Origin of the sequence: Luteibacter aegosomaticola (assembly GCF_023078475.1) — a bacterium.
Lineage (GTDB): Bacteria > Pseudomonadota > Gammaproteobacteria > Xanthomonadales > Rhodanobacteraceae > Luteibacter > Luteibacter aegosomaticola.
In genome coordinates this window covers 4,863,686-4,888,690 of record NZ_CP095741.1, presented here as the reverse complement: position 1 = coordinate 4,888,690, position 25,005 = coordinate 4,863,686, and the positions used below count along the sequence as shown (strand labels likewise).

25 protein-coding genes are annotated in these 25,005 nt (G+C 64.9%); 9 read left to right on the top strand and 16 right to left on the bottom strand.

What is annotated here, in order from left to right:
• Nucleotides 1-425: 425 nt before the first annotated feature.
• Complete coding sequence (locus L2Y96_RS21960) at nucleotides 426-911, top strand: hypothetical protein (RefSeq protein WP_247330532.1); 486 nt, start codon at nucleotides 426-428, stop codon at nucleotides 909-911.
• A gap of 306 nt (nucleotides 912-1,217) precedes the next feature.
• On the opposite strand, the gene L2Y96_RS21955 is transcribed toward L2Y96_RS21960, so the two are convergent.
• The 3 genes from L2Y96_RS21955 to L2Y96_RS21945 are packed head-to-tail and all read right to left on the bottom strand — an operon-like array spanning nucleotide 1,218 to nucleotide 5,130.
• Nucleotides 1,218-2,756: an OprO/OprP family phosphate-selective porin gene (locus L2Y96_RS21955; RefSeq protein WP_247330530.1), complete on the bottom strand. Its 1,539-nt coding sequence runs from the start codon at nucleotides 2,754-2,756 to the stop codon at nucleotides 1,218-1,220.
• Between the two features lie 14 nt (nucleotides 2,757-2,770).
• The gene (locus tag L2Y96_RS21950) at nucleotides 2,771-3,802 is read right to left on the bottom strand and encodes an alpha/beta hydrolase (RefSeq protein ID WP_247330528.1); all 1,032 of its coding nucleotides are present in this window, start codon (nucleotides 3,800-3,802) and stop codon (nucleotides 2,771-2,773) included.
• A gap of 2 nt (nucleotides 3,803-3,804) precedes the next feature.
• Nucleotides 3,805-5,130, bottom strand: a complete 1,326-nt coding sequence (locus tag L2Y96_RS21945; RefSeq protein ID WP_247330526.1) for a dicarboxylate/amino acid:cation symporter — start codon at nucleotides 5,128-5,130, stop codon at nucleotides 3,805-3,807.
• A 112-nt stretch (nucleotides 5,131-5,242) separates the two neighbouring features.
• Between L2Y96_RS21945 and L2Y96_RS21940 the strand changes: the two genes are divergently transcribed.
• Nucleotides 5,243-7,873 carry a hybrid sensor histidine kinase/response regulator gene (locus L2Y96_RS21940; RefSeq protein ID WP_247330524.1) on the top strand — a complete coding sequence of 877 codons (2,631 nt, stop codon included), beginning with the start codon at nucleotides 5,243-5,245 and terminating at the stop codon, nucleotides 7,871-7,873.
• Here L2Y96_RS21940 and L2Y96_RS21935 read toward each other — a convergent pair.
• Complete coding sequence (locus L2Y96_RS21935; RefSeq protein ID WP_247330522.1) at nucleotides 7,870-8,523, bottom strand: LuxR C-terminal-related transcriptional regulator; 654 nt, start codon at nucleotides 8,521-8,523, stop codon at nucleotides 7,870-7,872. The two genes, L2Y96_RS21940 and L2Y96_RS21935, sit on opposite strands and share 4 nt — an antisense overlap.
• A 60-nt stretch (nucleotides 8,524-8,583) precedes the next feature.
• Between L2Y96_RS21935 and L2Y96_RS21930 the strand changes: the two genes are divergently transcribed.
• On the top strand, nucleotides 8,584-8,952 hold the full coding sequence (locus L2Y96_RS21930) for a hypothetical protein (RefSeq protein WP_247330520.1): 369 nt from the start codon (nucleotides 8,584-8,586) through the stop codon (nucleotides 8,950-8,952).
• A gap of 25 nt (nucleotides 8,953-8,977) precedes the next feature.
• On the opposite strand, the gene L2Y96_RS21925 is transcribed toward L2Y96_RS21930, so the two are convergent.
• The gene (locus tag L2Y96_RS21925) at nucleotides 8,978-9,889 is read right to left on the bottom strand and encodes a LysR family transcriptional regulator (protein WP_247330518.1); all 912 of its coding nucleotides are present in this window, start codon (nucleotides 9,887-9,889) and stop codon (nucleotides 8,978-8,980) included.
• Between the two features lie 97 nt (nucleotides 9,890-9,986).
• Between L2Y96_RS21925 and L2Y96_RS21920 the strand changes: the two genes are divergently transcribed.
• Both L2Y96_RS21920 and L2Y96_RS21915 read left to right on the top strand, forming a co-directional pair.
• Nucleotides 9,987-10,430, top strand: coding sequence for an ester cyclase (locus tag L2Y96_RS21920; protein ID WP_247330517.1), 444 nt, complete (start codon nucleotides 9,987-9,989; stop codon nucleotides 10,428-10,430).
• 69 nt (nucleotides 10,431-10,499) lie between these two features.
• A complete protein-coding gene (locus L2Y96_RS21915; RefSeq protein WP_247330515.1) occupies nucleotides 10,500-11,420 on the top strand; it encodes an NADP-dependent oxidoreductase in 921 nt (306 codons plus the stop codon).
• Nucleotides 11,421-11,531: 111 nt separating this feature from the next.
• On the opposite strand, the gene L2Y96_RS21910 is transcribed toward L2Y96_RS21915, so the two are convergent.
• The 5 genes from L2Y96_RS21910 to L2Y96_RS21890 all read right to left on the bottom strand — a co-directional run bounded on the left by L2Y96_RS21910 (nucleotide 11,532) and on the right by L2Y96_RS21890 (nucleotide 16,020).
• Nucleotides 11,532-11,822 carry a hypothetical protein gene (locus L2Y96_RS21910; protein ID WP_247330513.1) on the bottom strand — a complete coding sequence of 97 codons (291 nt, stop codon included), beginning with the start codon at nucleotides 11,820-11,822 and terminating at the stop codon, nucleotides 11,532-11,534.
• Between the two features lie 123 nt (nucleotides 11,823-11,945).
• Entirely contained in the window at nucleotides 11,946-13,112 is a 1,167-nt protein-coding gene (locus tag L2Y96_RS21905) for an acyltransferase family protein (protein ID WP_247330512.1), read from the bottom strand.
• A 103-nt stretch (nucleotides 13,113-13,215) separates the two neighbouring features.
• Nucleotides 13,216-13,953 carry a LytR/AlgR family response regulator transcription factor gene (locus L2Y96_RS21900; protein WP_247337194.1) on the bottom strand — a complete coding sequence of 246 codons (738 nt, stop codon included), beginning with the start codon at nucleotides 13,951-13,953 and terminating at the stop codon, nucleotides 13,216-13,218.
• Entirely contained in the window at nucleotides 13,953-15,035 is a 1,083-nt protein-coding gene (locus tag L2Y96_RS21895) for a sensor histidine kinase (protein WP_247330510.1), read from the bottom strand. Before L2Y96_RS21895 ends, L2Y96_RS21900 begins: the two co-directional genes overlap by 1 nt.
• 61 nt (nucleotides 15,036-15,096) lie before the next feature.
• Complete coding sequence (locus L2Y96_RS21890) at nucleotides 15,097-16,020, bottom strand: LysR family transcriptional regulator (RefSeq protein WP_247330508.1); 924 nt, start codon at nucleotides 16,018-16,020, stop codon at nucleotides 15,097-15,099.
• A gap of 112 nt (nucleotides 16,021-16,132) precedes the next feature.
• On the opposite strand from L2Y96_RS21890, the gene L2Y96_RS21885 reads away from it, so the two are divergent.
• The 4 genes from L2Y96_RS21885 to L2Y96_RS21870 all read left to right on the top strand — a co-directional run bounded on the left by L2Y96_RS21885 (nucleotide 16,133) and on the right by L2Y96_RS21870 (nucleotide 17,838).
• Nucleotides 16,133-16,570: a DMT family transporter gene (locus L2Y96_RS21885; RefSeq protein ID WP_247330506.1), complete on the top strand. Its 438-nt coding sequence runs from the start codon at nucleotides 16,133-16,135 to the stop codon at nucleotides 16,568-16,570.
• Nucleotides 16,570-17,049: a DMT family transporter gene (locus tag L2Y96_RS21880; protein ID WP_247330504.1), complete on the top strand. Its 480-nt coding sequence runs from the start codon at nucleotides 16,570-16,572 to the stop codon at nucleotides 17,047-17,049. The genes L2Y96_RS21885 and L2Y96_RS21880 overlap by 1 nt, the downstream gene beginning before the upstream one ends.
• A 3-nt stretch (nucleotides 17,050-17,052) precedes the next feature.
• A complete protein-coding gene (locus L2Y96_RS21875; RefSeq protein WP_247330502.1) occupies nucleotides 17,053-17,403 on the top strand; it encodes a DUF3147 family protein in 351 nt (116 codons plus the stop codon).
• Nucleotides 17,404-17,568: 165 nt separating this feature from the next.
• Entirely contained in the window at nucleotides 17,569-17,838 is a 270-nt protein-coding gene (locus L2Y96_RS21870; RefSeq protein WP_247330499.1) for a hypothetical protein, read from the top strand.
• 9 nt (nucleotides 17,839-17,847) lie between these two features.
• Here L2Y96_RS21870 and L2Y96_RS21865 read toward each other — a convergent pair whose 3' ends face one another.
• The 6 genes from L2Y96_RS21865 to pdxR all read right to left on the bottom strand — a co-directional run bounded on the left by L2Y96_RS21865 (nucleotide 17,848) and on the right by pdxR (nucleotide 24,845).
• A complete protein-coding gene (locus L2Y96_RS21865) occupies nucleotides 17,848-19,050 on the bottom strand; it encodes an MFS transporter (RefSeq protein WP_247330498.1) in 1,203 nt (400 codons plus the stop codon).
• Between the two features lie 124 nt (nucleotides 19,051-19,174).
• Entirely contained in the window at nucleotides 19,175-20,008 is an 834-nt protein-coding gene (gene efeO, locus L2Y96_RS21860) for an iron uptake system protein EfeO (RefSeq protein WP_247330496.1), read from the bottom strand.
• Nucleotides 20,009-20,022: 14 nt separating this feature from the next.
• Nucleotides 20,023-21,336, bottom strand: a complete 1,314-nt coding sequence (gene efeB, locus L2Y96_RS21855) for an iron uptake transporter deferrochelatase/peroxidase subunit (protein WP_247330494.1) — start codon at nucleotides 21,334-21,336, stop codon at nucleotides 20,023-20,025.
• Nucleotides 21,337-21,341: 5 nt separating this feature from the next.
• Nucleotides 21,342-22,523: an iron uptake system protein EfeO gene (efeO, locus tag L2Y96_RS21850; RefSeq protein ID WP_247330492.1), complete on the bottom strand. Its 1,182-nt coding sequence runs from the start codon at nucleotides 22,521-22,523 to the stop codon at nucleotides 21,342-21,344.
• Between the two features lie 13 nt (nucleotides 22,524-22,536).
• Nucleotides 22,537-23,349, bottom strand: a complete 813-nt coding sequence (gene efeU, locus L2Y96_RS21845) for an iron uptake transporter permease EfeU (protein WP_247330490.1) — start codon at nucleotides 23,347-23,349, stop codon at nucleotides 22,537-22,539.
• Between the two features lie 35 nt (nucleotides 23,350-23,384).
• Nucleotides 23,385-24,845, bottom strand: coding sequence for a MocR-like pyridoxine biosynthesis transcription factor PdxR (gene pdxR, locus L2Y96_RS21840; RefSeq protein ID WP_247330489.1), 1,461 nt, complete (start codon nucleotides 24,843-24,845; stop codon nucleotides 23,385-23,387).
• Between the last annotated feature and the right edge of the window lie 160 nt (nucleotides 24,846-25,005).

Below are 25,005 nucleotides of genomic sequence, written 5' to 3'. Positions count from 1 at the left end.
CGCTATTCGCCTACATACGTCAATGGCCGTTTAGGCTTCACTTGGCCTCGTCCAATGCATACGGACCCTCGAAGACCTAGGTCAGACCCGAACGGGTGGCAACCAGGCAGGGAAGAGAGGCGTGACAAGTCTTTCGGCGCTTCCCTCGTAGAGCCCAGGTGCTTCGGCCCTGGGCTCAGTCATTTCTGAAGATGGGCGAGGAATATCGCCTCCGCCTCGCGCCGGCCGTACACGTCAGGCATAAGAGCACTGCCGTCGTGGGCTCGTCGTGTAATTCCCGGCTCGCCAGTAACTTGCCTACCCCTACGATCCTGTCGGGCGTCACCCACAAGCGCTGGCGGAGCCCCCCGGCAGATACACCATTGTCGACATGGTGGAATCACTTAATACTAAGTGGAGGCCAGACCATGTTAATCGGGTGCTACATGACCGACCCCATCACGCTAGATGAGTTGCGCGATCTCGCGGAGACGAAAGGGGTCCTCGAGGCTATCGTCATGCCTCAGAACGGCGGCTACACCGTGCATGTGCCGCAAGATAGAGGTGAGAGACTTCTCATCAGTAAAGACGGCACAGTTATCGTCTTCGCGACCTACGAAGAAGCCATCGCGGAGCTCGATCGAACTGGGGTTCCGGAAACTATGATTACCCACGCGCAGGCGAGTGACGCTTCCTCCCATGACACATCTGCATCGGCAAGACGAATTGCTGAATCACTTGAGTACGATGACTGGGTACGCGAACGCGTCGACGAAGCGTTTCAGGACGAGGCGCTTGGTCTTTCTGATTGGAAGAGTCACGAGGAGGTTTGGGAGAACGTTCGCGCCGAGACGGAGCGAATGATCGCAGAACGTGATGCAGCCAAGGGCGCAGGGACGAAACCTGCGTCAAAAAAGAAAGGAGGCGTCTAGTGCCTCTCATCTATGCCCGCCGGGCGCATCAAGATCTCATTGAGGCTGCGGCGTTTTACGTCATATCGGGCCATCCTGATCCTTCAAGTTGCGTTGCGAGGATCCAGCAACGGATCGAGCGGCAGTACGACATTAAGAACCCCGGCATTCGAGGCCGACGCGATGGCAGCCGAGAATGGATACTCAATCCCATGCCCTACCTAGCCACGATGAACTGGAAGGAATGCGACGCCCACGTTCATCGCATCCTTCCAACGGCTAGGATAAAGCGGGCACGATATGCCAGCGGCCGTGCAAGCTAGTAGGTTAGAACACCACCTGCGCCCGCATCGACACGGTGTTACCTGCATCCGGTCCCTGGAAGCTGCCGACCTTGTTGTCGGTGTTCCAGTGCACCCAGTTCATCATCAGGCGTGACCAGTCGTTGAGGTACCAGTTAACGCCCAGGGTGTAGCTCTTGCCCTTGCCACCGCGTGGCGCGTCGGCGTAGTCGTAGTGGTCGACGCGGCCGGCGACTTCGAAGGCGCCCCAGCCACCGGAGGTGACGGGGTTGGTGACCTTCACCGCCTTCCAGCTGCCCGAGGTGCTGGAGAAGCCCGGGGCCTCGCCGGTGATCATCCAGCCCGCGGCGAACGACGACCCGTGCCGGCTGACCGAATCCGCTGTACTGGAATCAATCGTGCGCTTGCCGTACTCGTTCATCATCCAGAAATTGCGGTACACACCGCCGAGTTCGAAGCCCTTGCCGTGATCCTGGGTGGGGTTGGCAATGGAGCTTGCTGATACCGCGAGGTTGTCGTTGTAATCGGCAGCGATAGCGGGCGTGTTGTTGATGCTGGTGACGCCGTCGCTGATCTTCTCGTAGTAGTACCAGCTACCGAGATGCACGAATCCATCGGCGCCCTTCAGCGGGTTCCAGTGGGCGCGGGCGAGATACGTGGTGCTATCGGTGTTTGAGCCCGAGGTCGAGCTGTTCGGTGAGTTGCCGTTGATCGACAGGCTGAAATGCCAGCCATTGCCGTACATGCGCATCTGGCTGCCCATGCCGAAGTAGCTGACCACCGGCTGGCCCACCGCCGTCGCGGCGTTGCGCAGCATGAAGGGCACGCGCGCCGATTCGGACGAGCCTTCCGTGCCGAGATCCTTGAGGAAGTTGCCGAGGTAGAACTTGGTGCGGTTGCCGAACACCTGGGTGGTATAGGTGAGGTAGGTCTGGCGCAGAGCCACCTCGTTATCCGCGAAGTCCGCTTCCACGTGGTAGCCGAGCGCGCCGATGGTGCCTTCGCCGCCAAGGCGCGCGCTGGTGATCTGCGAACCCGTGATGTTGCGTGTCTCGAAGCCCGAGCCTGAGGTGCGGCTCACATCGAACAGCAGGCGGCCATCCGGCTTGAAGGTGAAGAAACCATCGTCGCTGCGGAACACCGGACCCGCTTCGCCGCCGCGGCCCCAGCGCGCGCCGGCCCCACCGCCGGACGAGGCGCCGGCACCGCGCGCCATCGCGACAGCCATTTCGCTCTCGCGGGTATCGGCGATGGCGTTATCCACCTGCGCCTGGCGGCGTGCGCTTTCCTCATTGACGGGCGGCGCGGTAGCGGCGGACGCGGCGGAAGCGGTCACGCCGGCGCTGGCGCCCGCCGTCGGCGCCGAAGCCACAGTCGGTGCCGACCCATGCGAGCCCTCCACCGCGGAGAGACGCTGTTTGAGTTCATTAATTTCAGCTGCCTGCGCTTTGATCAGCTTGAGCAGCTCGGCATTGGTGACTTCGTGGGCGGCAAAGGCCGGCGAGCACGCACCAGCGAACAACACGGCGGCCAGCGCCGGGTAGAGGCGAGTCTTCATGGTCATGGCGTTCACTGCGATCAGTTGTCGTCGACGCCGCTGGCATCGTCGGACGATGCGGCGGGGCTGGCCGGGGCGGTCGCCGCGGGCAGGGCGAACGGGCCCGCATCCACGGCGCTGAAGAAGCCGGCGCGGCGTGCCCACGCGGCGAACAGGCGCGGCCACGCCGAAGGTGCACTGCCCGGGTCGCCGAGACCCCAGCCATGGCCACCCTTGTCGAAGACATGCAGTTCACTGTCCACGCCGTTGCGGCGCAGGGCGTCGAACATCACGAGGCTGTTGCCGATGTTCGCGATCGGATCATCGGCGGCCTGCGCGAGGAACGTGGGCGGCGTGTCATGCGAGACATGCAGCTCCACCGAATACGCCTGCACGGCATCGCTCTGCGACGAGAGCTCGCGAAACGATCGCGTGGTGTCGTACGGCTTCTGCAGTGACACCACGGGATAGATCAGGCCAGCGAAATCCGGGCGGGCCGAGAGCTTGTCGCTCGCATCCACGGCGGGATAGAACGCATCAGCGAAGCGGGTTTCCGCGATACCGGCGAGATTGCCGCCCGCGGAGAAGCCCACCACGCCCACGCGCTTCGGATCGATGCCGAGCTCGGCAGCGTGCGCACGAACAAGGCGCACGGCGCGCTGGGCATCCTGGAATGGCGCAGCGGCGGGCCAGCGATCGGCGGGCAGGCGGTAATACAGCACGATGGGCGTAACGCCCAACGCCGCCAGCCAACGCGCGGTCGGCATCACCTCATGCCCGATGCCGATGCGGAAATAACCACCGCCACCCATCAGCACGACGGCGGCGCCGTTCGGGTTCGCCGGCTTATAAACCTCGATGCGCGGCTTGCTGATGTTCGAAACAGCACCGACACCGGTACCCGTCTGGCCGATGCGCTCCGGGCCGCTGGGACCACCGCCGCCAGGCGGGGTGCCAGGCCAGAGGTCGTAGGTGACAGGCTTGCCGGCGGCAGGCGTGGACTGAGCCAGCGCGGTGCCGGTGCAGGCCAGCGCGACGGCGGCCGCGAGCAGCGCGGTGCGGATAAGCGACATGGTTATTCCCCCTGGGTAGCGATGATCGAAGGCGTGCCGCTCTCCCCGGCACGCTGTGACAGGGCCTGGTCCAGCGCCTTGCGATCCAGCGCGCCCTCCCAGCGAGCGACCACGATGGTGGCCACGGCATTGCCCACGAAATTGGTCAGCGAGCGGCATTCGCTCATGAAGCGGTCGACACCGAGGATCAGCGCCATGCCGGCCACAGGTAGCGACGGCACGACGGACAGCGTGGCGGCCAGGGTGACGAAGCCCGCGCCCGTGACGCCGGCGGCACCCTTCGAGCTCACCATGGCCACCAGCAGCAGCGCCACCTGTTCGCCCAGCGACAGCGGCGTGTTGGTCGCCTGCGCGATAAACAGCGCGGCGAGGGTCATGTAGATGTTGGTGCCATCGAGGTTGAACGAATAGCCGGTCGGAACGACCAGGCCCACGACGGATTTGTCGCAACCGGCACGCTCCATCTTTTCCATCAGCGACGGCAGCGCCGCTTCCGAGGAGGACGTACCCAGCACGAGCAACAGTTCAGCCTTCAGGTAGCGCAGCAGCTGGAAGATGGAAAAGCCCGTCATGCGTGCCACGCTGCCAAGCACCACGATGACGAACAGCAAGGCGGTCACGTAGAACGTGGCCACGAGGAACATCAGGTTCGACAGCGAACCGATGCCATAACGGCCGATGGTGAAGGCGATGGCACCGAAGGCACCGATGGGCGCAGCCTTCATCAGCAGATGCACCAGCTTGAACACCGGCGCCGTCAGGGCTTCAAAGAACGCTATGACCGGCTTCGAGCGTTCGCCCGCCAGCGTGAGCGAGATGCCGAACAACACGGCGAACAGCAGTACCTGCAGGATGTTCCCGGAAGTGAACGCGCCGAAGACGGTATCGGGAATGATGTCGAGCAGGAAATGCGTGAGCGTCATGTCGTGCGCCTTCGAGGCGTACGTCGCGATTTCCTTGGTGGAAAGCGTGGCGGCATCGATGTTCAGCCCCGCGCCCGGCTGCACCACATTGGCCACCACCATGCCGATGATCAGCGCCAGGGTCGAGAAGACGAGGAAGTACACCATCGCCTTCAGTACCACGCGGCCCACCGCATTGAGATGCGGCATACCCGCGATGCCGGTGACCACGGTCAGGAAGATCACCGGGGCGATCACCATCTTCACCAGCTTGATGAAGGCATCGCCCAGCGGCTTCAGCTGCTCGGCGAACGCCGGGAAGAAGTGGCCGAGGATGGCGCCCAGCGCGATGGCCACCAATACCTGCACATAGGTCTGGCGGTAGAGGGGCAGGGGAGCGGTAGGGGCGGTGTTCTGCACAAGCATGGCGGACGACGGCTGACAGCGAGGGGTGTGGCTTTGTAGCCCGCTGGGCGCCGGAGCCCCATAGCACATTCCGGCTAGGGGGCCGGCCGCTGTGCGACCATGTGCCTGAAATATGGTCAGAAATCGAAATCTACGTGCCCTGTGGCTCCTGCTTCTCCTGCTCCTCGTGGCGGGTAGTGCGGCGCTGGGCGGGTGGATGGCCTGGCGGCGGGCGCTGGGCGGCATCGGCGATCAGGCCGGTGAGCGCCTGAACCTGCATGCCCTGGCCGTGCAGCGCCTGATCGACCGGTTCCGCGTGCTCCCGCGGGTCCTCGCCTTGGATCCTGAGCTGCGCGCAGCACTGGAAGGTCCGCCCGACGCGGCGAACACGGCCGCCCTGAACGCCAAGCTGGATCGCGCCAACGACGCGGTGAAGGCGTCGACGCTCACCTTGCTCGACCGGCATGGCCGGGCCCTGGCCGCCAATAATTGGAACACCCCCGAGAGCAACGTCGGCCTCGACTATGCGTTCCGGCCCTATTTCCGCGATGCGATGCGCGATGGTTACGCGACGTTTTATGCGCTCGGCGTTTCCACCAATGTGCCGGGCTACTTCATTGCCCAGGCGGTGGAGGATACGCAGGGGCGCCGCATCGGCGTCGTCGTGCTGAAGATCTCGCTGGATGCGTTGCAAGAAGACTGGGCTGGCGGCGGTGACGTGGTCTTCCTCTCCGATGCGCACAACGTGGTGTTCCTGGCGAATCATCCGGAATGGGTCTATCGCACCCTTTATCCGCTTTCACCGGCCGACGCCGCCTCCATCGCGGCTACGCGCCAATATGGAACACGGCCACTTTCCCCCATGACCTGGCGCGTGCTGGCCCCGCAGGGCGCGGATACCCTCCGTGTCCGGCTGACCTCGCCTTCGCTGGCACACGACACCATGTGGCGGTCGCTGGCCATGCCGAAGCAGGCCTGGCGACTGCACCTGCTGGCGGATACACGCCCAGCCGTCGCGGCGGCGCGCAACGCAGTCTTCGCCGTGCTGGCAGCGTGGCTTCCGGTGCTCCTGCTTGGCATGTTCTTCCAGCAGCGCGTGCGCATGGCCCGCCTGCGCCAGCGCAGCCGCGAGGAGCTCGAACGGATGGTCGCGCACCACGCCTCCGCTTTGCGCTCCGCGCAGGACAGCATCGTCGCCGCGGCCAGTGAAGCCGCGCAGGGTGGCCATGGCAGCCTGGAGCACCTGCCGCAGGGTGTGAGCGTGGTGGATGCCGAATTGCGGCTCGTGGCATGGAATACCCGCTACCAGAAGATCTTCGGCTTTCCCGATGAATACATGCGGGTGGGGCGGCCGATCGAAGACATGTTCCGCTTCAACGCACGCAAAGGCCTGCTCGGCCCAGGCGATACCGATGAAGCGATCGAGCGCCGCCTGCAGTACCTGCGCGCGGGTAGCCCGCATATGTACGAGCGCGAGCGCCCGGATGGCAGCACGCTGGAGATCCGCGGCAATCCGCTGCCGGGCGGTGGGTTCGTCACCAGCTATGCCGATATCACGGCCTACAAGGCGGCGGCGCGCGAGTTGCGCAGCCTGGCCTCGTCGCTTGAGCAGCGCGTGGAAGAGCGCACGCGTGACCTGATCGCGGCGAAGGCCGAAGCGGACAAGGCGAACCGCTCGCGCACGCGCTTCGTGGCGGCAGCGGTGCATGATCTGCTGCAGCCGCTAAATGCGGCACGAATGTTCATCGGCAGCCTGGCTTCGGGCAAGCTGGATGGCGAGGGCCGCGATCTCGTTGAACGTGTGCGTAGTGCGCTGGATACGCAGGACGAACTGCTCGCCAGTTTGCTCGACATCTCGCGTCTGGAAGGCGGCGCCGTCGCGCCGCGCATGGCCAGCGTCTCCCTCGAGCCCATGCTTGCCGAGCTGGCACGACAATCGGGCGTACTCGCTTCAACGCGTGGCCTTGAACTAGGCCACGTCCGCACAAGCCTCGTGGTACGCAGCGATGCGCTCCTGCTCCGACGCGTGCTGCAAAACTTTCTCAGCAATGCCATCCACTACACGCCGCGTGGGCGCGTGTTGCTGGGCGTGCGTCGTGCCGCCGGGCAGGCGCGCATCGAGGTATGGGATACCGGCGTGGGCATCCCGGAAGCCAAGACGCGTGCCATCTTCGACGAGTTCCTGCGCCTGGATAACGGCGTGGACCGTGACCGGCGCAGCGCGGGCCTCGGTCTTTCCATCGTCGATCGTATCGCGCGCCTCCTCGGCGCGACGGTCGCCGTGCGCTCGTGGGAAGGCCGCGGCAGTGTCTTCTCCGTCACGCTGCCTTTGGCCGATATGGCAATGGATGCACCCGCTGCCGCGCCGGCGGACGAAGACGATTCGCCCTTCGCGGGCAAACGCATCCTCGTGATCGACAACGACCCGCTCACGCGCCGTCAGGCCATGGACCTGCTGATCGGTTGGGGCTGCGAAGTGACGGGCGTGGGCAGCGAACGCGGCGCACTCCGTCATGCGGAAACCGACGACGCTCCGGCCTTGATCCTGATGGATGACCCGATGGACGGTCGCGAGGGCGGAGCGTTGCGCGCCGGGCTTGCTTCACGCTGGGGCCACCTACCGCCCACCGTCTTGATGGCTGCCGCGCCCCGCCAGGCGGATATCGAACGCGCGGCGGCTGAGGGTCTGCGTTACCTCACCAAGCCGCTGGCACCCGCGCGCCTGCGCGCGGTGATGACGCGTTTGTTGATGGTCGCCGGTTAACCGGGGTGTGAACCTTCGACGCCTTCGTCGAGGTCGAGTGACTTCACCAGCACCGCGGCTTGCGTGCGTGAGCGGCAGTCCAGCTTCGACAGTACGGCGGTCACGTGAATCTTCACCGTGTTCTCGGCGAGGCCTAGCTCGGACGCGATCTGCTTGTTGAGCAAGCCTTCAGCGACCAGCATCAGCACACGGAACTGCTGCGGCGTGAGGCTGGCGAGGCGGGCGGCGAGCTTCGCATCTTCTTCGCTCCGCTCTGCGCGGGCGCCAATGAATGCCGTGCCGCCGGCCATCACGGTCTCCACCGCTTCGCGTAGCACCTCTGAAGGCGCCGACTTCGAAACAAAGCCCGCCGCGCCGAACTGCTGCGCACGGCGTACGTTGCGCGGGTGGTCGTTCGACGACACCACGAGCACAGGGATCTCCGGATGCTCGCCGCGCAGCCACAGCAGTGACGAAAAGCCCATCGCCCCGGGCATCGTCAGGTCGAGCAGGACGAGATCGACGTGCTCGCCACGGGCTAGCACCGCTTCCATCGCGCTATGGCTACCGGCCTCCAGCGCGCGGCCATCAGTCAGCAGCGTGCCCAGGGCATGCAGCATGGCCCCGCGAAACATGGGATGGTCGTCGGCGATCAGGAGGGTAAGAGGCATGGGGCCAGTGTAGCGCGTGCCCGCTGCCTGCTAGGATCGACGCGACTCCCGGAGGCGGCCATGAACCGATGCGTGCGGCAGGTGTTCGTTGCGATAGGCATGGCGTGCGTGGCTCTGGGAGTCCAGGCCCAGGAACGCCCCAAGCTCGACTGCAACGAGGGTGGCGTGACCCGCCGCTACGGCGGAACCGATTGGGTCGCCCATAGCTGTTCCGACGGGAAGACCGTGGTGCTGGTCGCCGCGACAGGCAGCAAGGCGGCGCCTTTTATGTTCGTCCTGTTGCCCCGCGATGGCGCCTACGACGTTTCCGGCGATGGTACCGGCGACAAGGGCCTCACCGATGCCGCGTACGCGGATCTGCGCAAGCTGGGGCCCGCGCAGATTGGCAAGCTGGAAGCGGATGCCGCGAAGGCCGCGGCTGGCCACTAACGCGCGCGCAGTACCCTTTCGATGGTCATACCTTCTCTGCGACGGCAGCGACAAGATCGCGAAACCACGCCTGCGCCGGATTCGCATCGTTGCGGCGATGCCAGATCGCATGGAATGTGATCTCGGGTAGCGGTACCGGCGGCGGGAACGTCGCGATGGTACGCGCGGCGGGCGAGGCCGTGACCACCCGGCGCATGACGGTCGCGGTCATGTCCGTGCGCGCGACGACCGATGGCACGACGAACATCTGCGGCAAGGTGAGCGCGAGCTTGCGCTTCTTGCCTTGCTGGGCCAGCGCCTGATCGACGAGGCCAAAGCCATCCCCTTCCGGTGAAGCCAGCACGTGCGATAGCGAGAGGAAGGTCTTCATATCCATACCGCGCCGCGCAGCGGGATGCTCGTTGGCGATGATGGTGACGAACGTATCGCGCAACACCGGCCGGGAAAGGAAGCGCCGATCGGCCTGCGACGGCAGCACACCGATCGCGAGATCGATGGCGCCTGCGTCCAGCCTATCCACGGCCTCATCGCGGCCGGTGAACGAGTGGACGGAGAGATTCGCGCCAGGCGCGCTCTCGCGCAACGCCAGGGTGATCGCGGGCAGCAGCACGAACGCCGGGTAGTCGGGCAGGCCGAGCTTGAACGTCTGCGTTGCCGCTGCGGGATCGAACGCCGTGTCCTCCACCAGCACGGTGCGGATCCGCTCGAGTGCCTCGGCAATCGGCCCCGCGAGATCGCGGGCACGTGCCGTGGGCAAGAGGCCTGCAGCGCTGCGGTGGAACAGCGGGTCACCTGCCAGTTTGCGCAGCCGCGCCAGGGCGGCGCTCATGGCGGGCTGGCTCACCCCGACTTCGGCCGCCGCGCGCGTGACATTGCGCTCGCGCATCAGCGCGTCGAAGGCGGCCAGGAGGTTGAGGTCGATGCCATGAAAATCCATGAAATGGATATTACGGTATATCGCGTATCTGTTGGACGGATGCCATGGCGCTTCCGAGAATGAGCTCCATCAACCACCCCACACCGATGGACCTCCCATGAGCCCCACCCAGAACGACCTCCAGACCCGCCTGCTCGCCGAGCGCCAGGCCGTTGAAACCCTCTATCGCGCCTTCAGTGAAAAGAACCCTGACCTCGTCGACGCGGTGCTGACCCCGACCTGGGATGACATCCCGCTCGCCCCTGGCCAAGCCGCTGGCCCGCAAGGCATCAAGGACATCATCCGCGGCTTCGTCCAGGCCTTCCCGGATGTGAACATCACCATCCACGACATGGTCCAGGAGCCCGGCAAGGTCGGCGTCCGCGCCGAGATCACGGGCACTCACCAGGGCGAGATCTTCGGCATCCCGGCGACCGGCAAAGCGGTGAGCTTCCGCCTGCACGAATTCCACGTCCTCAAGGACCAGAAACTCACCACCACCTGGCACATGGAAGACTGGTTCGCCCTCTTCATGCAGCTAGGCCAGTTCCCGGCCATCTAAAGCGCAGACCCGTAGGAGCCCACCCTGTGGGCGACATCTTTCGCGAATCCCCCCAAGAACTCCCGCACGATGAAAGCCACCCAAATCCAAACCTACGGCGGCCCGGAAACAGTCACCGTCACCGACATCGAACCCCCGATGCCCGCCCCAGGCGAAGTCGTAATCAGCATCAAAGCGGCCGCCCTCAACCCCCTCGACCTGAAGATCATCGCCGGCTACATGCAGCAGGTCTTCCCCATCGACCTGCCTTACACCCCAGGCTCGGACTTCAGCGGCATCGTCCAAGCCGTCGGTGAAGGCGTCACGGAGGTCAATGTGGGCGACCGCGTGTTCGGTCGCACCGCGCCCACCGCAGGCGGCGCGCTAGCCGAGCAGGTGCGCCTGCCCGCCACCGATGTTCGGCGCATCCCTCCGGAGATGAGCTTCGAACAGGCCGCGTCACTACCGACAACGTACGGCACCGCGAAACAGGCCCTCACCGATGTGGCGAAGCTGCAGCACGGCGAGCGCGTATTGATTCACGGCGGCGCAGGCGGCGTAGGCACCATGGCCGTACAGATAGCGGCGCTGGCGGGTGCGCACATCATCGCCACGGCATCCGAACGCAACCACGCGCTCGTCAGGGAACTGGGTGCACACGAGGTGCTCGACTACCGCCTCGACGACTTCACCCGCCTGGAAAATATCGACGTGGTGCTCGACACGTTCGGCGGCGAGACGCTGGAGAAGTCGTGGTCCGTGCTTGGCCCGAAGGGCCGCATCGCGACGCTGGCGGATTTCTCGATCAAGGCCCGCGATGGCCACGAAGGCAGCGCCGTGTTCTTTTCCACGGCAACGCCATATCTCGCCGACGCCATCGCCCAGTTCCAACGAGGCAAGCTGCAGGTCATCACCGACGCGATCTTCGACCTCGCCGACGCCCGCGCCGCGCTAGAGAAACTCGCCACAGGTCACGCCCGCGGCAAGATCATCGTGCGCATCGGCGGCTAAACCACCGATGTGCCGGGTAACAGCACCCATGTAGGAGCGCGCTTGCGCGCGATCCGCCGGCAGGCGGCAAGCCCCCCGCAAGCACATCGCGCGCAAGCGCGCTCCTACAGGTTATTTGGCTTCCTGAACCAGATTGGCCAGCTTGCCCTTCTTGTCGAACTGGCAAGTGAAGTTCTTCTTGCCGTCCATACCGGCATCAGCCACGCCGGCGATCGAATAACCCGAATCCGCAGCCGCGATCGGCTGCAACTGGATGTAATCGTTTTTCACATCAAACTTCTTCGCCGCGGCATCCAGGCATTTGGTCGTCAGCTTGCCCGGATCGGGCCGGTCGGAAGCGGACGCCTGGAAGGTAAGAGCAAGGCCGAGCGAAGCGGCCAGCAACAGGGCGGAATGGCGCATGGGGTTTATCTCCGTACGAGGCACTGGGCCGGGGTTCTGCCGAGCTGAGCATGCCTTCGGATTCCTTGCGGGAAAGTGAATTTGGGAAAGGCCCTTTAGCCCCTCCGTTCAGGTTGTTATGGCCTAGTGAATATCATCGACCGCTGAGCCTGAGGGCAGCGCCGTAGAAGAGGGCTGGCGTTGCGCGCTCACCTTCATGCCGAATGCAAAGCGCAGGAAGGACCACCGGCGCACGATCGCCGCATAAAGGAAAACGCAGATCGCCATGCTGCTCAGGAGCACCGTGACGTACTTGGTCCACGGACTCCACGGCTCCTGGATCACGACATAGCCCATCGCCACGATCACGGTCTGGTGCAGGATATAAACCGGATAGCTCGCATCCCTCGCCCATGCGAGCAACGGATTCGCGAACGAGAGATACCGATAGCCGTAGCCCAAGAACACCATCATCCAAAGCCAGGTGAATACGTTAGCGCCCACGTGGTCAGCCACCGAATCATGCGGCACGACGCCGGCGATGAGTGCCCAGATGAGGAAGCCGAGCACCGCGCTACCGGCACCAAGCGACCAACGGCGCACATCGGCAAACCACTTCCATGCGCCGGGCATCGAGGCCAGTAGATAGCCGTAGGTGGTAAGCAGGAGGTAGTGATTGAAGATGTACCAGTCATTGACCAGCGTGTGCGCTTCAGGAAACACCGATTTCAGGCAGGCCTCGTTGATACCCAGCGGTATGCCGAGCAAGAACAGCCAGGGGCCGGGTGTCGGGCGCCACGTAACGCGCTTCCACCAAAGCATGAGCGGCAAGAGCAGCAACACGTAAATGTAGAGGTAAGCGATAAACCACAGATGGTGCCAGCTGAAATCGCCCGCCGGATAAGGCCGGAACTGCAGCACGCGAGTCGCATAGAACGCGAGGTACCCACCATGCCACTGGCCCGCGAGAAGGCGCTCGAAATAGATCTGCGGCGGCACGATAAGGAACATGCCGATGACCAATGGGATAAGCAGCTTGACCGTGCGCTCCCGCGCAAACTGACCCGCACTCCGCCGCCGAAGGGCGAACGCCATGCCTGCGCCCGCAATCACAAACAGCAGCGGCATGCGCAACCTGTGCGCGATATCCATGGGCCACGCCAGGGCAGGGATCGTCTCGTTGTTGGTGACGTGCCAGCCCCAGCCCACGAAGATCATCCCCGTGTGGAAGAAGAACAGCACGAAGATGGCGATGACGCGTAGCCAATCCAGGAAGTCGTAGCGCTCGTGCGCTTCATCGATAGCAGGCATGGTTCGACCCTCACGCTTGGTGGATGGGCCGATCCTGCGTGCGCTACGTCGTGGCTGCAGCGGAAATGGGGCGAACGGGATCTGCGGCGGGGCGACTCGGACGCTAGCGGCCCATGCGGGCGAAGAACGCATCCCGGTAGCGGCGGCTAAGCCGCAGGGTGTGGCCGTTGCGCAGATGCAGTTCGTAGTCGCCCTTGAACAGCGGCGTTAGCGAGCCAATGGCCTGCAGGTTCACGGCTGACGAGCGGTGGATGCGCACGAACCGCTCTTCGCCGAGCTGCGTAAGGAGATCTTGCAAGGTCCGTCGAAGAAGGTAACGGCGCGATGGCGTGTGCACATGGACGTAGTTGTCGTCGGCTTCGAGCCATTCCACCGTGCTGGCGTCGATGAGGTGAAGTCGTTCGCCGTCCGGGACCAGAAGACGATCGCATGAAGGCGCGCTTGAGCGGCTAGCCGCCACGGCCTTCGCACCGGATTCGTGCCCTGCGATGCGCTCACGTACGCGTGCGAGCGTGCGCATCAGCCGCTCGCGATCGTACGGCTTCAGCAGGTAATCGACGGCGTTCAGTTCGAAGGCCTTCACCGCATGCTCGTCAAAGGCCGTGACGAACACGATGAGCGGTGCCGTTGAAGGCTCCATCTGCGCCGCGACTTCCAGCCCCGACAGCGCGGGCATTTGTACATCGAGAAACACGACATCTGGTTGGAGCCGTGCGACGGCTTCCGCTGCGGACAGGCCATCCTCAGAAGAAGCCACCAGTTGGATATCCGCCTCCTCAAGGAGCCAGCGCCCGAGTTTCTCCCGGGCTGGCGCTTCGTCGTCGGCGATGACGACGCGCATCACGAGTCACGTCCGTGACGCGGCAGGGAGACGTAGGTCGCCACGCCGCCGTCCTCATCGCGAATGGCGAGGGATGCCGCGTCTCCGTAAAGGATGCGGAGCCTGTCCCGGCAGTTGCCCAGGCCGAGGCCATCCTGATGCCCGAACGCGAGGAGCGCCCCTGAGTGGTGAATCCTGATCGCCAGCGTTTCGCCTTCAGCCGTAGCCGCCACCGTGACGTGCACCGCACCCGTCGTCCGTTCGACGCCGTGTTTGAAGACGTTCTCGAGCAGGGGCTGCAGGAGCAACGCAGGCACAGGCGTATCGCCCACCGCGGGGTCGATACGCCAATCCAGCGTCACGCGGTCGCGGAAGCGTTCGCGCATGACCTCGGCGTAGAGCTGCAAGGTACGTATCTCTTCGGCGAAGGGCGTCGTCGCGTTGCCCGCCGTGCGCAGGCTGATCCGCAGGAGGTCGCCCAGTGTCGCCACGAGATGATCGGCGCGGCGCACATCGGTATGCATCAGCGACGACACCGTGTTCAAGGCGTTGAAAAGGAAGTGCGGCCGCAGTTGGCCTTGCAGATGCGCAAGCTGCGCCTCGGCCAGCGCGCGTTGTGCCTGCAACAGGCGATGGCGCTGGAGCTGCCACTGCGCGTACGAATCCATGCCGAACAGGATGCCGAGCCAGAGCCCCGCGAACAGGGCCAGCTTCACACTCTCGTAGGCGAGCACGAAGACCCAGCCAGGATGCTCGTAGTTCCGCCCGGCCGCCGCGTAAACGCCAAGGCGGATCGCGTAGACCGCTACGACGAACGTGACGGCGACAAGCGGAAACCAACGCAGGTAGCGCCCGAACCACGCCAGCGGCTGGTCTAGAAAGGGCGCGTAACGTCCCCGAACCCTCACGGCCAGCCACATCCAGCCCGACGCTACCAGCGCCGAGCTACCCTCCCAAAGCCCCGGCTCCCACCAGGCGAACCGCGGGTTGCGCAGGGCATCCTGCATGGAAGCGCAGACCATCAGGAGCCAGAACGTGACCCACAGCGCGGCTAGCGTGCCAGCGCGAAACGGTGCCACCGGGGCTTTGTCGGTCGGGTTCATGGCTGGCGAGTGTAGGCGCTAGCTGGGCCAGCGGCGCCAGATTTGTGGCGAGCGGGACAACTTAGGCGTACTTCCAGTACGGCGGCTCGCCGAACTTCTCCACGAAGAAATCGAGCACCGTTCGCACGTTGAGCGGCAGGTAGCGCGAGTGCGGATAGAGCATGGCCAGCACCTGTTCGTCCTGGCTGGGCGATAGCAGGTAGTCGGGAAGCAGTTTGACGAAGCGGCCCTGCCGCAGCAGTTCGCCCACCTGCCAGTCGGGCATCATGATGATGCCCGCGCCGCCGAGAGCCGCATTCAATAGTGTTTCGGCATTGTTCGAGGTCAGCGAACCACTGAGCGACAGCATCTCCGCCTTACCGCCGGGCCGGCGGAACCAGGCCTTCTGCGCGCCAATGACGCCCTTGTAGACCAGGCAGTTGTGTTGCAGAAGATCGCGCGGCGACGCGGGCGCACCGAAACGGTCGATGTACCCCTGCGTCGCGACCAGGTGGTACGCAGGGCGGTCGACGATGCGTGCGTGAAAGCCCGAGTCTGCAAGCGGTCCGATGCGGAAAAGAATGTCCGCGGCATCCGTCAGCGGATCGATGAAGTCGTCGGTCTGGACCAGGTCGACCTGTAACTGCGGATAGCGCGCGAACAGCTCCGAAAGCCACGGTGCGATGTGTTTCTGGCCGAAGACCACCGGTGCATTGATGCGCACGAGCCCGCCGGGCACGTCCTCGCGATCCCTCAACTGCTGGCGCGATTCATCGAGCTCGGCGACCACCCGGCGGAAACTCTCGCCGTAGTGGCGGCCCGCTTCGGTCGGAATGATGGCCCGGGTATTCCGGTAAAGGAGCTGCGTACCGAGCTCCGTCTCCAGCTGATGGATGATCCGCGACACCGACGATGGCGACATGCCCTCGCGCCGCGCCACCTCGGAGAAATTGCCGAGGTCGAGCACGTCGAGATAGAGCTGGATCGAGCGGAGATTCAACGACACCGGCTAGCCCTGTGCAAATCCTGCACAGGAATTGTGCGGTCTTTTCCGTTTTTCGAACAAGGGTCCGCGCGTAGTCTCCCGTCCTTTCCAATGCCCTTAGGCGGATCCTGTCGTGAAATTGCTCTCTATCCTGCTGGTCATCCTGGCCGGCATGGGCCTGTCCGTGGAGGCTGGCATCCTTGGCCCACTGGGTGAGCAGGTCGGCCATTACTGGGCCAGCCTGTCGCTCTTCGGTATCGAAGCGGCCCTTACCTATCTGCTGGTCCTGTTCTGGGGCCCGCGCAACCCAACCCCGTTCCTCTCGGCACCCGGCTGGCAGCTCACCGGCGGTGTCTGGGGCCCGGCCTACGTGATCATCCTGACGATCGCCACGCCCATCATCGGCATCACCCTCCTGATGACCGGCGTACTCGCGGGGCAGGTGGCGAAGAGCCTCCTGATCGATCACTACGGCTGGTTCGGCGCTGAACGGCGCCCGGTGAACCGTCGTCGCGTCATCGCCCTGGCCTGCGTGGCCGCTTCCCTCGTCCTGATCGCAGGTGGCCACTGATGCTCACGATAGTCATGGTGATTCTTGCCGTCCTCGGCGGTGCATTTCTTAGCGTGCAGGCGGCCGTCAATGGCCGGCTCGCGGCGACGCAAGGCGCCCTCCGGGCCACCTTCATCACCTTCCTCGTCGGTACGCTCGTGAGTGGGGTCCTGGTGATCTTCATCGAGCCCCCGCACGCGGTCAGCCTGCTCGACGTCCCGAAATGGCAGCTCACCGGCTCATTTCTCGGCCTGATCTACGTGCTGACCATGGGCTTCGCCGTGCAGCGCATCGGTGCGTCGATCGCCACGGTGGCGGTGATCCTCGGCCAATTGGCGATGTCCATCATCATTGATACGCTCGGCTGGCTCGGTAATACCGCCATTCCGCTCTCGATGAACCGTGTCGCCGCCGCGGTCCTTCTACTGATCGCCTTGTGGTTCATCTACACCAGCAGCGATCGCGCTCCTGCATCTTCGTCCAAAGCGAACAGCCATTAGCCCATGCCCTGGATCATCACCAAGTACCTGATCACCGCCGCCGTGGTCGTGGCCGTTTCGGAGTTGGCCAAGCGAAGCGACCGCCTCGGCGCATTGCTGGCATCGCTCCCGCTGGTGACCTTGCTGGCGCTCACGTGGCTGTACATCGAAAAGCAGCCCACGGAAAAGATCGCCAACCACGCCTGGTACACGTTCTGGTACGTGGTGCCGACCCTGCCGATGTTCCTGGCGTTCCCCTGGCTGCTGCATCGCTGGGGATTCTGGCCCGCCATGGCCATCAGCGCCTTGCTGACCATTGTCTGCTTCGGCGCGTTCGCGCTGGCCGTGAAGCCGTTCGGGATTCGCCTGCTGTAAGGCCGCTGACGGCTTTTCGCGTTTTGCCGACATCGCCCAAGCGAGGCTACGTGGGCACGACGAGGCGGCCTTCGGGTTGCGCCCGGTCGGACGCCAGGGGGACTCCGCTTCGTGCGGGGTCCCCCTGCTTTATGTGGGGCAGGCAGCGGAAGGAGGAGAAGGCCCGTGGAAGCGCGAGACCTCGGAAACACGATCAGCCTCTATCTGCCCCAGGCCGATGGCAGCCGGCAGCCGTATGCCGTGCTTCAGGAGCGCCACCGCGTCGGCGCATTTGCTTCGCAGGAAGAAGCCATTGGCTTTGCCCTGGACCTGGCGGGTGATCTTCACCGCCGCCAGGGCGTACCGGTTCGCTTGCGTGTCGAGCAGGTGGATGGCGCCTGGACGACAACGGACGCCTTGGGTAAGGCGCCCGCGTCCGTCCGCTCTACTTTCTAGCGGCTGGCATCAAGCGCAGGCCTGTGCTTCCACGGCCGTCTTCCGCGCCAGGTAGCCATTGCCCAGCACCAGCAGCAGCGAGACCAGGGCCAGCGCCGCACCAGCGATCGGCAGCACGGTGTAGCTCATGCCCGCGCCGAGGACCGCGCCACCGAGCGCCGCACCAAGCGCGTTGCCCATGTTGAACGCACCAATGTTCACCGACGAAGCGAGGCCCGGCGCACCCGCGGCGGCACGCATCACCCAGGTCTGCATCGGCGGGACGATCGCGAACGAGGCAGCGCCCCAAACCGTCAGTGCGACGCCCGCACCCCAGGTGGTCGTAGCCAGCCACGGGAACGCGAACATGATTGCAGCGAGCGAAAGCAGCACGATCACCAGCGCGCCTTCCACCGACCAGTCAGCCAGCTTGCCGCCCACCGAGTTACCGATGGTGAAGCCGACGCCGACCAACACCAGCATCGAGGTGATGAACGCCGGCGAGGCGTGGGTCAGGGCGGTAAGCAGCGGGTTCACGTAGGTGTACATGGTGAACATCGCACCCGCGCCGAGGATCGTGGCAGCAATGCCCAGCAGCACCGGCGGGCGCACCAGCTCGCGCAGTTCGGAACGGACATCAGGCGCATCACCCTTCGCACCGGCCGGCAGGGCAAAGCCCAGAGAGGCAATCGCGATCAGGCCAAGGGCCGAAATGGCGGCGAACGATTCACGCCAGCCAATCGTCTGGCTCAGCCACGTCGCGGCAGGCACACCACCCACGTTGGCCAGGGTCAGACCCATGAACATCGTTGCCACCGCGCTGGCTTGCTTCTCGCGTGGCACCAGGCTGGCCGCGACCAGCGAACCCAGGCCGAAGAACGCGCCGTGGTTAAGGCTGGTGACCAGGCGTGCACCGACCAGGCTCAGGTAGTTGGGGGCGATGGCCGAGAGGACGTTGCCGATGACGAACAGCGACATCAGCACCATCAGGGCCCGGCGCCGCGGCCAGCGGGCCAGGAACAGGGTCATGAACGGGGCACCGACCATCACGCCCGCCGCATAGGCGGAAACGAGCAAACCGGCCGTGGGAATCGTAACGCCCACGCCCTCGGCGATGTTTGGGAGCATGCCCATCGGGGCAAATTCCGTGGTGCCGATGCCGAAGGCACCGATCGCCAGGGCGAGCAAGGGAAGCCCGGCGCCGCGCTGGCCGTGGCTGGCTGCAGAAGACATGGAGAGATCCTTGGAATCGTGAATGGGCCTAGTGTGCCCGGCGCATCCTTTCCGATAAACGCACGAATCCCGAAAATACTCTTGCTTCGGGGGCGAATATCGCCCCCCCTGCCAACGCCTGGGGTTAGTTGAGCCCCAGCATCCCGCGAAGGCGCGACAAGTCTTCCGCCAGCGTATTGACCTTACCCGCCAGCATCTTCCGGTCACGGTCGCTCAGCTTCGAGTAGTCCTGGAAGCCGCCATCGGGCGTGCGGTAGCGGGCCAGGGTGTCGAAGACGGACTTGAAGTTGGCTTCGGTCTTGTCGAGGAACGGCTTGTCCTCGCGTTCGATCAGCGGGCGCAGCAGGTCGACGATTTTGTACGCGCCTTCGAAGTTGGCCTGGAAGTCCCACAGGTCGGTGTGGCTGTAGCGGTCTTCCTCGCCAGCGATCTTCGTGGCAGCGACTTCTTCCATCAGCACCGCCGCGCCGCCCACCACTTTCTCCGGCGGGAAGGTCAGGCCGGCCAGGCGCTTCTGTAGTTCGAGCACGTCGGCCAGCAGCTTATCGGCGACCGGGCCGACGTCCTTGGTGCTGTTCTGCACCCAGAGTGCATACTCGATGCGGTGGAAACCGCCGAAGCCCGGGTCCTTCTCGGCCTTCTCGTGGTCATCGGCGCGCGAGTCGATCGAGGCATCCATGTCGCTGAAGAGTTCGGCGACGGGCTCGATGCGCTCGTAGCTCATGCGGGCAGCGGGAAAGAGCTGCTTCGCCTTTTCGACGTCGCCCGCGTTCACGGCCTCGACGAACACGCGCGTGTCCTTGGCAAACTGGCGTACGTTCTGGATCACGTAGATCTTGTAATCCGAGACAGGGCCGACGAGTTCGAGCGGCGAGACCGCCGCGTTCGCGCTCGCGGTGAACAAGGTGGCGGCGGCCGCGATGAGGGAAAAGACGCTACGCGTGTTGTGAGGCTTCATGTCGTTCTACGTTCCTAAGCGTGCGCTGGCGTCTGCTGCGCGAAAAGACCGCTGGCCAACCAGTCCTGCGGGTCGCGAATGCCGGGCAGGGTGAAGAAGAAACCCCCGCCGATCGGCTTGATGTATTCCTCCAGCGGCTCGCCATCGAGGCGCTTCTGCACGGTGAGGAAACCCTTATCCAGGTCGGCCTGGTAGCAGATGAAGAGCAGGCCCATCTCCAGCTGGCCGGACTTCGTCACGCCGTTGGAGTAGTTGAAGGGCCGACGCAGGATCAGGTTGGCCTGGGTGGCCGCCGTGCGCGGATTGGCGAGGCGGATATGTGCCGTCATCGGCGTGCGCTTGCCTTCCGCGTCGGCCATGTAATCCGGTACATCGTGCTCGGTGGCTACCTTGTCGAGCGGCGATCCGGAATCCTTGCGCCGGCCCATGATGGTTTCCTGTTCCTGCAGCGGCGTGCGATCCCAGCGTTCCACGAAGTTGCGGATGATCCGCACGGCCTGGTACGAACCGCCACGCGCCCACGCGGGTTCCTCGTGGTCTTCGCCCACCCAGACGACCGCGTCCATCTGCTTCGCATCGCTGGCATCGGGATTGGCTGAGCCATCGCGGAAACCGAGGAAGTTGCGCGCGCTCTCCGCGGGCTTGCCCTTCTCGGCAGGGATGGGCGGCACGCTGCCTTCCTGCTTCCACTGCAGCACGAGCAGGTCGGGCGTGTTCTTGATGATGTCGCGCAGCGCGTTGATGTTGGTATCAGGCGTGTTCGCGCAGAACTGGATCGACAGGTCACCGTGGCAGAGCGATGCATCCAGCGCGTCGTTCGGATGGCCCTTCATCTGTTGAAGATGGCGCGGCTTCAACGAAGCGAAGCCGTAGCGGTCATCGAACAGCGAGTTGCCGACCGACACCGTGATCGCCAGCGCATCCGGCTGCACGACCGGACCAAGCAGGCCCGAGCTCGGCGGCGGAAGCTTCGGGTCAGCGACCTCTTCCTTGCCACCCTGGGTAAGAAAGGCGATACGGCGAGTGAGGATGCGGAACAGCCGCTCGAGGTCTTCGCGGTTATCCGCGAGGACGTAGAACGACGCCACCATGCCGGCACTCGGGCGAGGCGTGGTGATACCCGCCTGGTGTGCACCGAGGTAGGGCACGTGGTCGTGCGTGTGCGTGCTGACGGGCGCATCGGTAACGTGCGCCTTGGCCGTTGAAGCAGCGCCGGCACTGAACGGGCTGGCCGCAGCGCCGCCGGCCAACGCAGCACCCGCTACGCCGAGCGTACCGAGCAGGCGGCGGCGCCCCGGGGACTCTGGCGGTGGGGACATGTCTTTCATGGTGGTTACTCCAGCCCGAGCCCGGCGTTGACCTTCGCCATGGCATCAGCGAGTCCACGCACGTTGCCGCCAAGTGCCTTGCGCTGGTCGGACGTCAACGGCGCGGGCTTGAAGCCGTCGCCATCGCGATACGGATCCAACGCCGTCGAGGTCGCGGTGAACGCGCGATCGACCAGTGCTTTGGTCGGCGGCGACGACTTGGCGAGCAATGGGTCAAGCAGGTCGATGATCTTCTTCGAACCGTCCAGCGTGCCTTGCAGGTTGGAGAGTTCGACGGCCGCGTAAGCGTCCTCGCCGGTCTGCAGATGGTCCGCGATACGGCCCAGCAGGCGCGCATCTGCGCTGGCCAGTCGCTCCGGCGGCACCTGCAGTGTGTTGATGCGCTTCGCCAATGCATCGACGTCGGTGAGAAGCTCGTCGGCCACCGGCGCCAGAGCGTGCACATCACCTTGCGCCGCGTTCGCACCAAACAACGCCGACGCCACGCGATAGAACCCGCGGAACGCCGGATCGGCCTCACGCTTCTCGAAGTATTCCGGTCGCGCATCCAGGCGGGTATCCAGGTCGGCGAACAGATCGGCCATCGGCTCGATGCGCTTGTACGACTGCTGCGCAGCGGGGAATGCCGCGCGCGCTTTCGCCAGATCGCCAGCCTTGATCGCATCCGCCAGCGCCTGCGATGCATCCTGCAAGGTTCCCGCTTCCGTCACGAGGAACACGCGGTACTCAGCGAGCGCACCGACATACGCCGTCAACGATGGACGAGCGGCTTCCGCCTGCGATGCCGCAGAGGGCGTGACGTGCAGCTTGCCGCGCGGGTTGCTCAGCAAGCCGCAGGTGATATCGAAATCGCCGGGCTGAAGCTTCACCGTCATCGTCTGGGTGAAACCGGGCGCGATGTTCTCGCGCTCCTCGACCACCATTACGCCATCGAGGATTTCCCACTCGAGCGCGCGGTTGGACTGATTGACGATGTTGAACACCGTCTTGCCCGCCGGCACGGTGATCTCATTCGGCTGGCAGGTATTGCCCTGGATGGTGACGGTGACCTGCTGGTCGCCCGTGGGTGCTGGCGCCTGGCGCGCCACATGCGACGCCCACCAGAACGCACCGAAGCCGGCAGCAACGAGAAGCACCGACACCCCGAGGGCGACGCGCATGACAACGGGTGATGGAGCGTTAGACACGCGACCCCCTGGGTTAGCGTTGGGGCGCCGCGGGGCGCAGGAAGAAGTAGACGGTCACGACGAGGAAGATGAGATACAAACCTACTTCGCCGGTAACGGGCGCCTCCTGGTAACCCAGCAGGCCGGAAAGCACCGCGCCGAGCGGGCTATCTACCGGCAACGTGCCGCTGGTATCGAAGACGACCTGCTGCAGGTGGTTCCACACGCCCGCTTCGTGGAAGCGGCGCAGCGACCCAGCCAGCAGGCCCGCCGCTACGAGCAGGATGAAGAGGCCCGTAAGCCGGAAGAACCGGCGCAGGTTCAGGCGCACGCCGCCGGAATAAATGCCGTAACCCACCGCCACGGCCACCGCGACACCGCCGAGCGCACCCACCGGCGCTTCCCAGCCACTGCTCTGCTGGAAGATGGCGAGCAGGAAGAACACCGACTCCAGGCCTTCGCGCGCTACGGCCAGGAACACCATGCCGATGAGCGCCCAGCCCTGGCCATCGCCGTGGCTCAGCGCCTTCTCAACCCCGGACTGGAGTTCACCCTTGATCCGGTGCGCGGTCTTCCGCATCCAGAACACCATGGAGGTTAGCAAGGCGACGGCGATCAGACCCACGATGGCCTCGAAGAACTCCTGCTGCTTCTGCGGGAACTCGGCGGCCATGATCTGCAGGCCGGCACCGGCGAACAGCGAGAGGGCGACAGCCAGCAACACGCCCACCCACACAGCCGGCATCATGGCCTGGCGGCCGCTCTGCTGGAGGTAGCTGGCGATGATGCCGACGATGAGGGCGGCTTCGATGCCCTCGCGCAGCATGATGAGGAAGGGGACTAACATGGCGCCCGGATGACTAGATAGGAATGATTCGCATTCTATCTAGTCGTTGGGTGGGCGTCTAATCGGGCCGCCACGGCCGCGTAGGCATCGGCAAGTCGCGTACCAGCGCGCTTGAGACTCGTCTCAGACATGCCGGCATAGCTGAGCAGCAGGGTCACGTGATCGGGGGGTGTCCGGTGGAAGCGCTCGGCCGAGCGGATGCGTACGCCGCGGGCCAGCGCTTCGGCCAGCAATGCACCCGTGGCCGTGCGCGGCAGGGCGGGGAGGCTTACGAAAAGCGAGCCGCCCGCCACGCTGCCGGTCACCGCCATGGCATCGCCCAGCCGCGAAGTCAGCGCGGTATGCAGCGCCCGGTGGCGTGGTGCCAGGCCGTGGGCGATACGGCGCAGGTCGCGCAGGAACTGGCCGCTGTGGATGCAGGCCGCAAGAACGTGTTGCTGCATCGAGATGCTGCCGCGATCGGCCAGCCACTTCACGGCAAGAAAGGTTTCGCGCAGGGAGCGGGGCACGAGCATGAAGCCCAGCTGCAATGCGGGGAACATGGAACGCGCGAAGCTGCTGACGTGGATCACTCGCTCGTGCTTATCCAGCGACCACAGCGACGGCGACGTGCGCACGCCAAAACGGTGCTCGCAATCGAAATCGTCCTCGACCACACAGGCATCGTTCGCGTACGCCCATTGCAGAAGCGCCCGGCGTTGCTCATCGCCCATGACGACACCGGTGGGAAACTGGAAGGACGGCGACACGTTGAGCACGCGCGCGCCCGTCAGCGCGTCTGCATGTCGGGCGATGTCCATGCCGTTCGACCCCACCTCGCACGACACCACGCGTGCACCCACCGCCTCGAAGGTGTGCCGCACACTCCAGTGGCACGGCTCCTCCACGCCGACACGGTCGCCCTCGTCGAGCAACACCCGGGCGATGAGGTCGCGCGCCTGCTGTGCACCGCTGACGATCAGGATGTCGTCCGGATCGGCCTCGATACCGCGCTCGACGCTGAGGTAGCCCGCCACCGCCCGGCGCAGGGCCATCGCGCCCTGTAACTCCGGGAAGTCAGGCGTATCACGGCGACGGAGCAGGGCCGTCAGGTTTTGTTTCCATGCCTTGAGGCTGCGCGGGTCGGACTTCACGCGTGGCTGCGCGAGGTCGATGACGTCGCTTTCCTCGCTAAAGGCGGTGCGCTCCGGAGCTGGCGGCAACACCAGCCGCCCCGCGAGCCGGGACAGCCGCAGCGTGCCCGGCGCGTCCTGTTCTTCGACCCCGCGCGGCACGTCCGTGGCAGCCACCTCAAGGCGCGCGCTCACATAAGTGCCGCTGCCCGTGCGCGATTCGAGGTAGCCCTCGCCTTCGAGCTGCTCGTAAGCCATGAGCACCACGGTGCGCGATACCCCCAGCGCTACCGCCATAGAGCGACTACCCGGCAGGCCTGCGCCCACCTGGAACCGCCCCGAATCGATATCCCGCCGGATCGCCTCGGCGACCCGGAGATACATTGGCTCGTTTCCCTGCGACTGCAACACGCGTCATCCCCGGTGCGGTTCGAAGTGGTTACATCGAAAAAGCCCGCGACCGGTCATTTACGACTCCCCCTGCCCTGAAGATGATCATGCCATGGCAGGCAGGACGCGGGTCACGCGGCACCGGCCGCCGCGA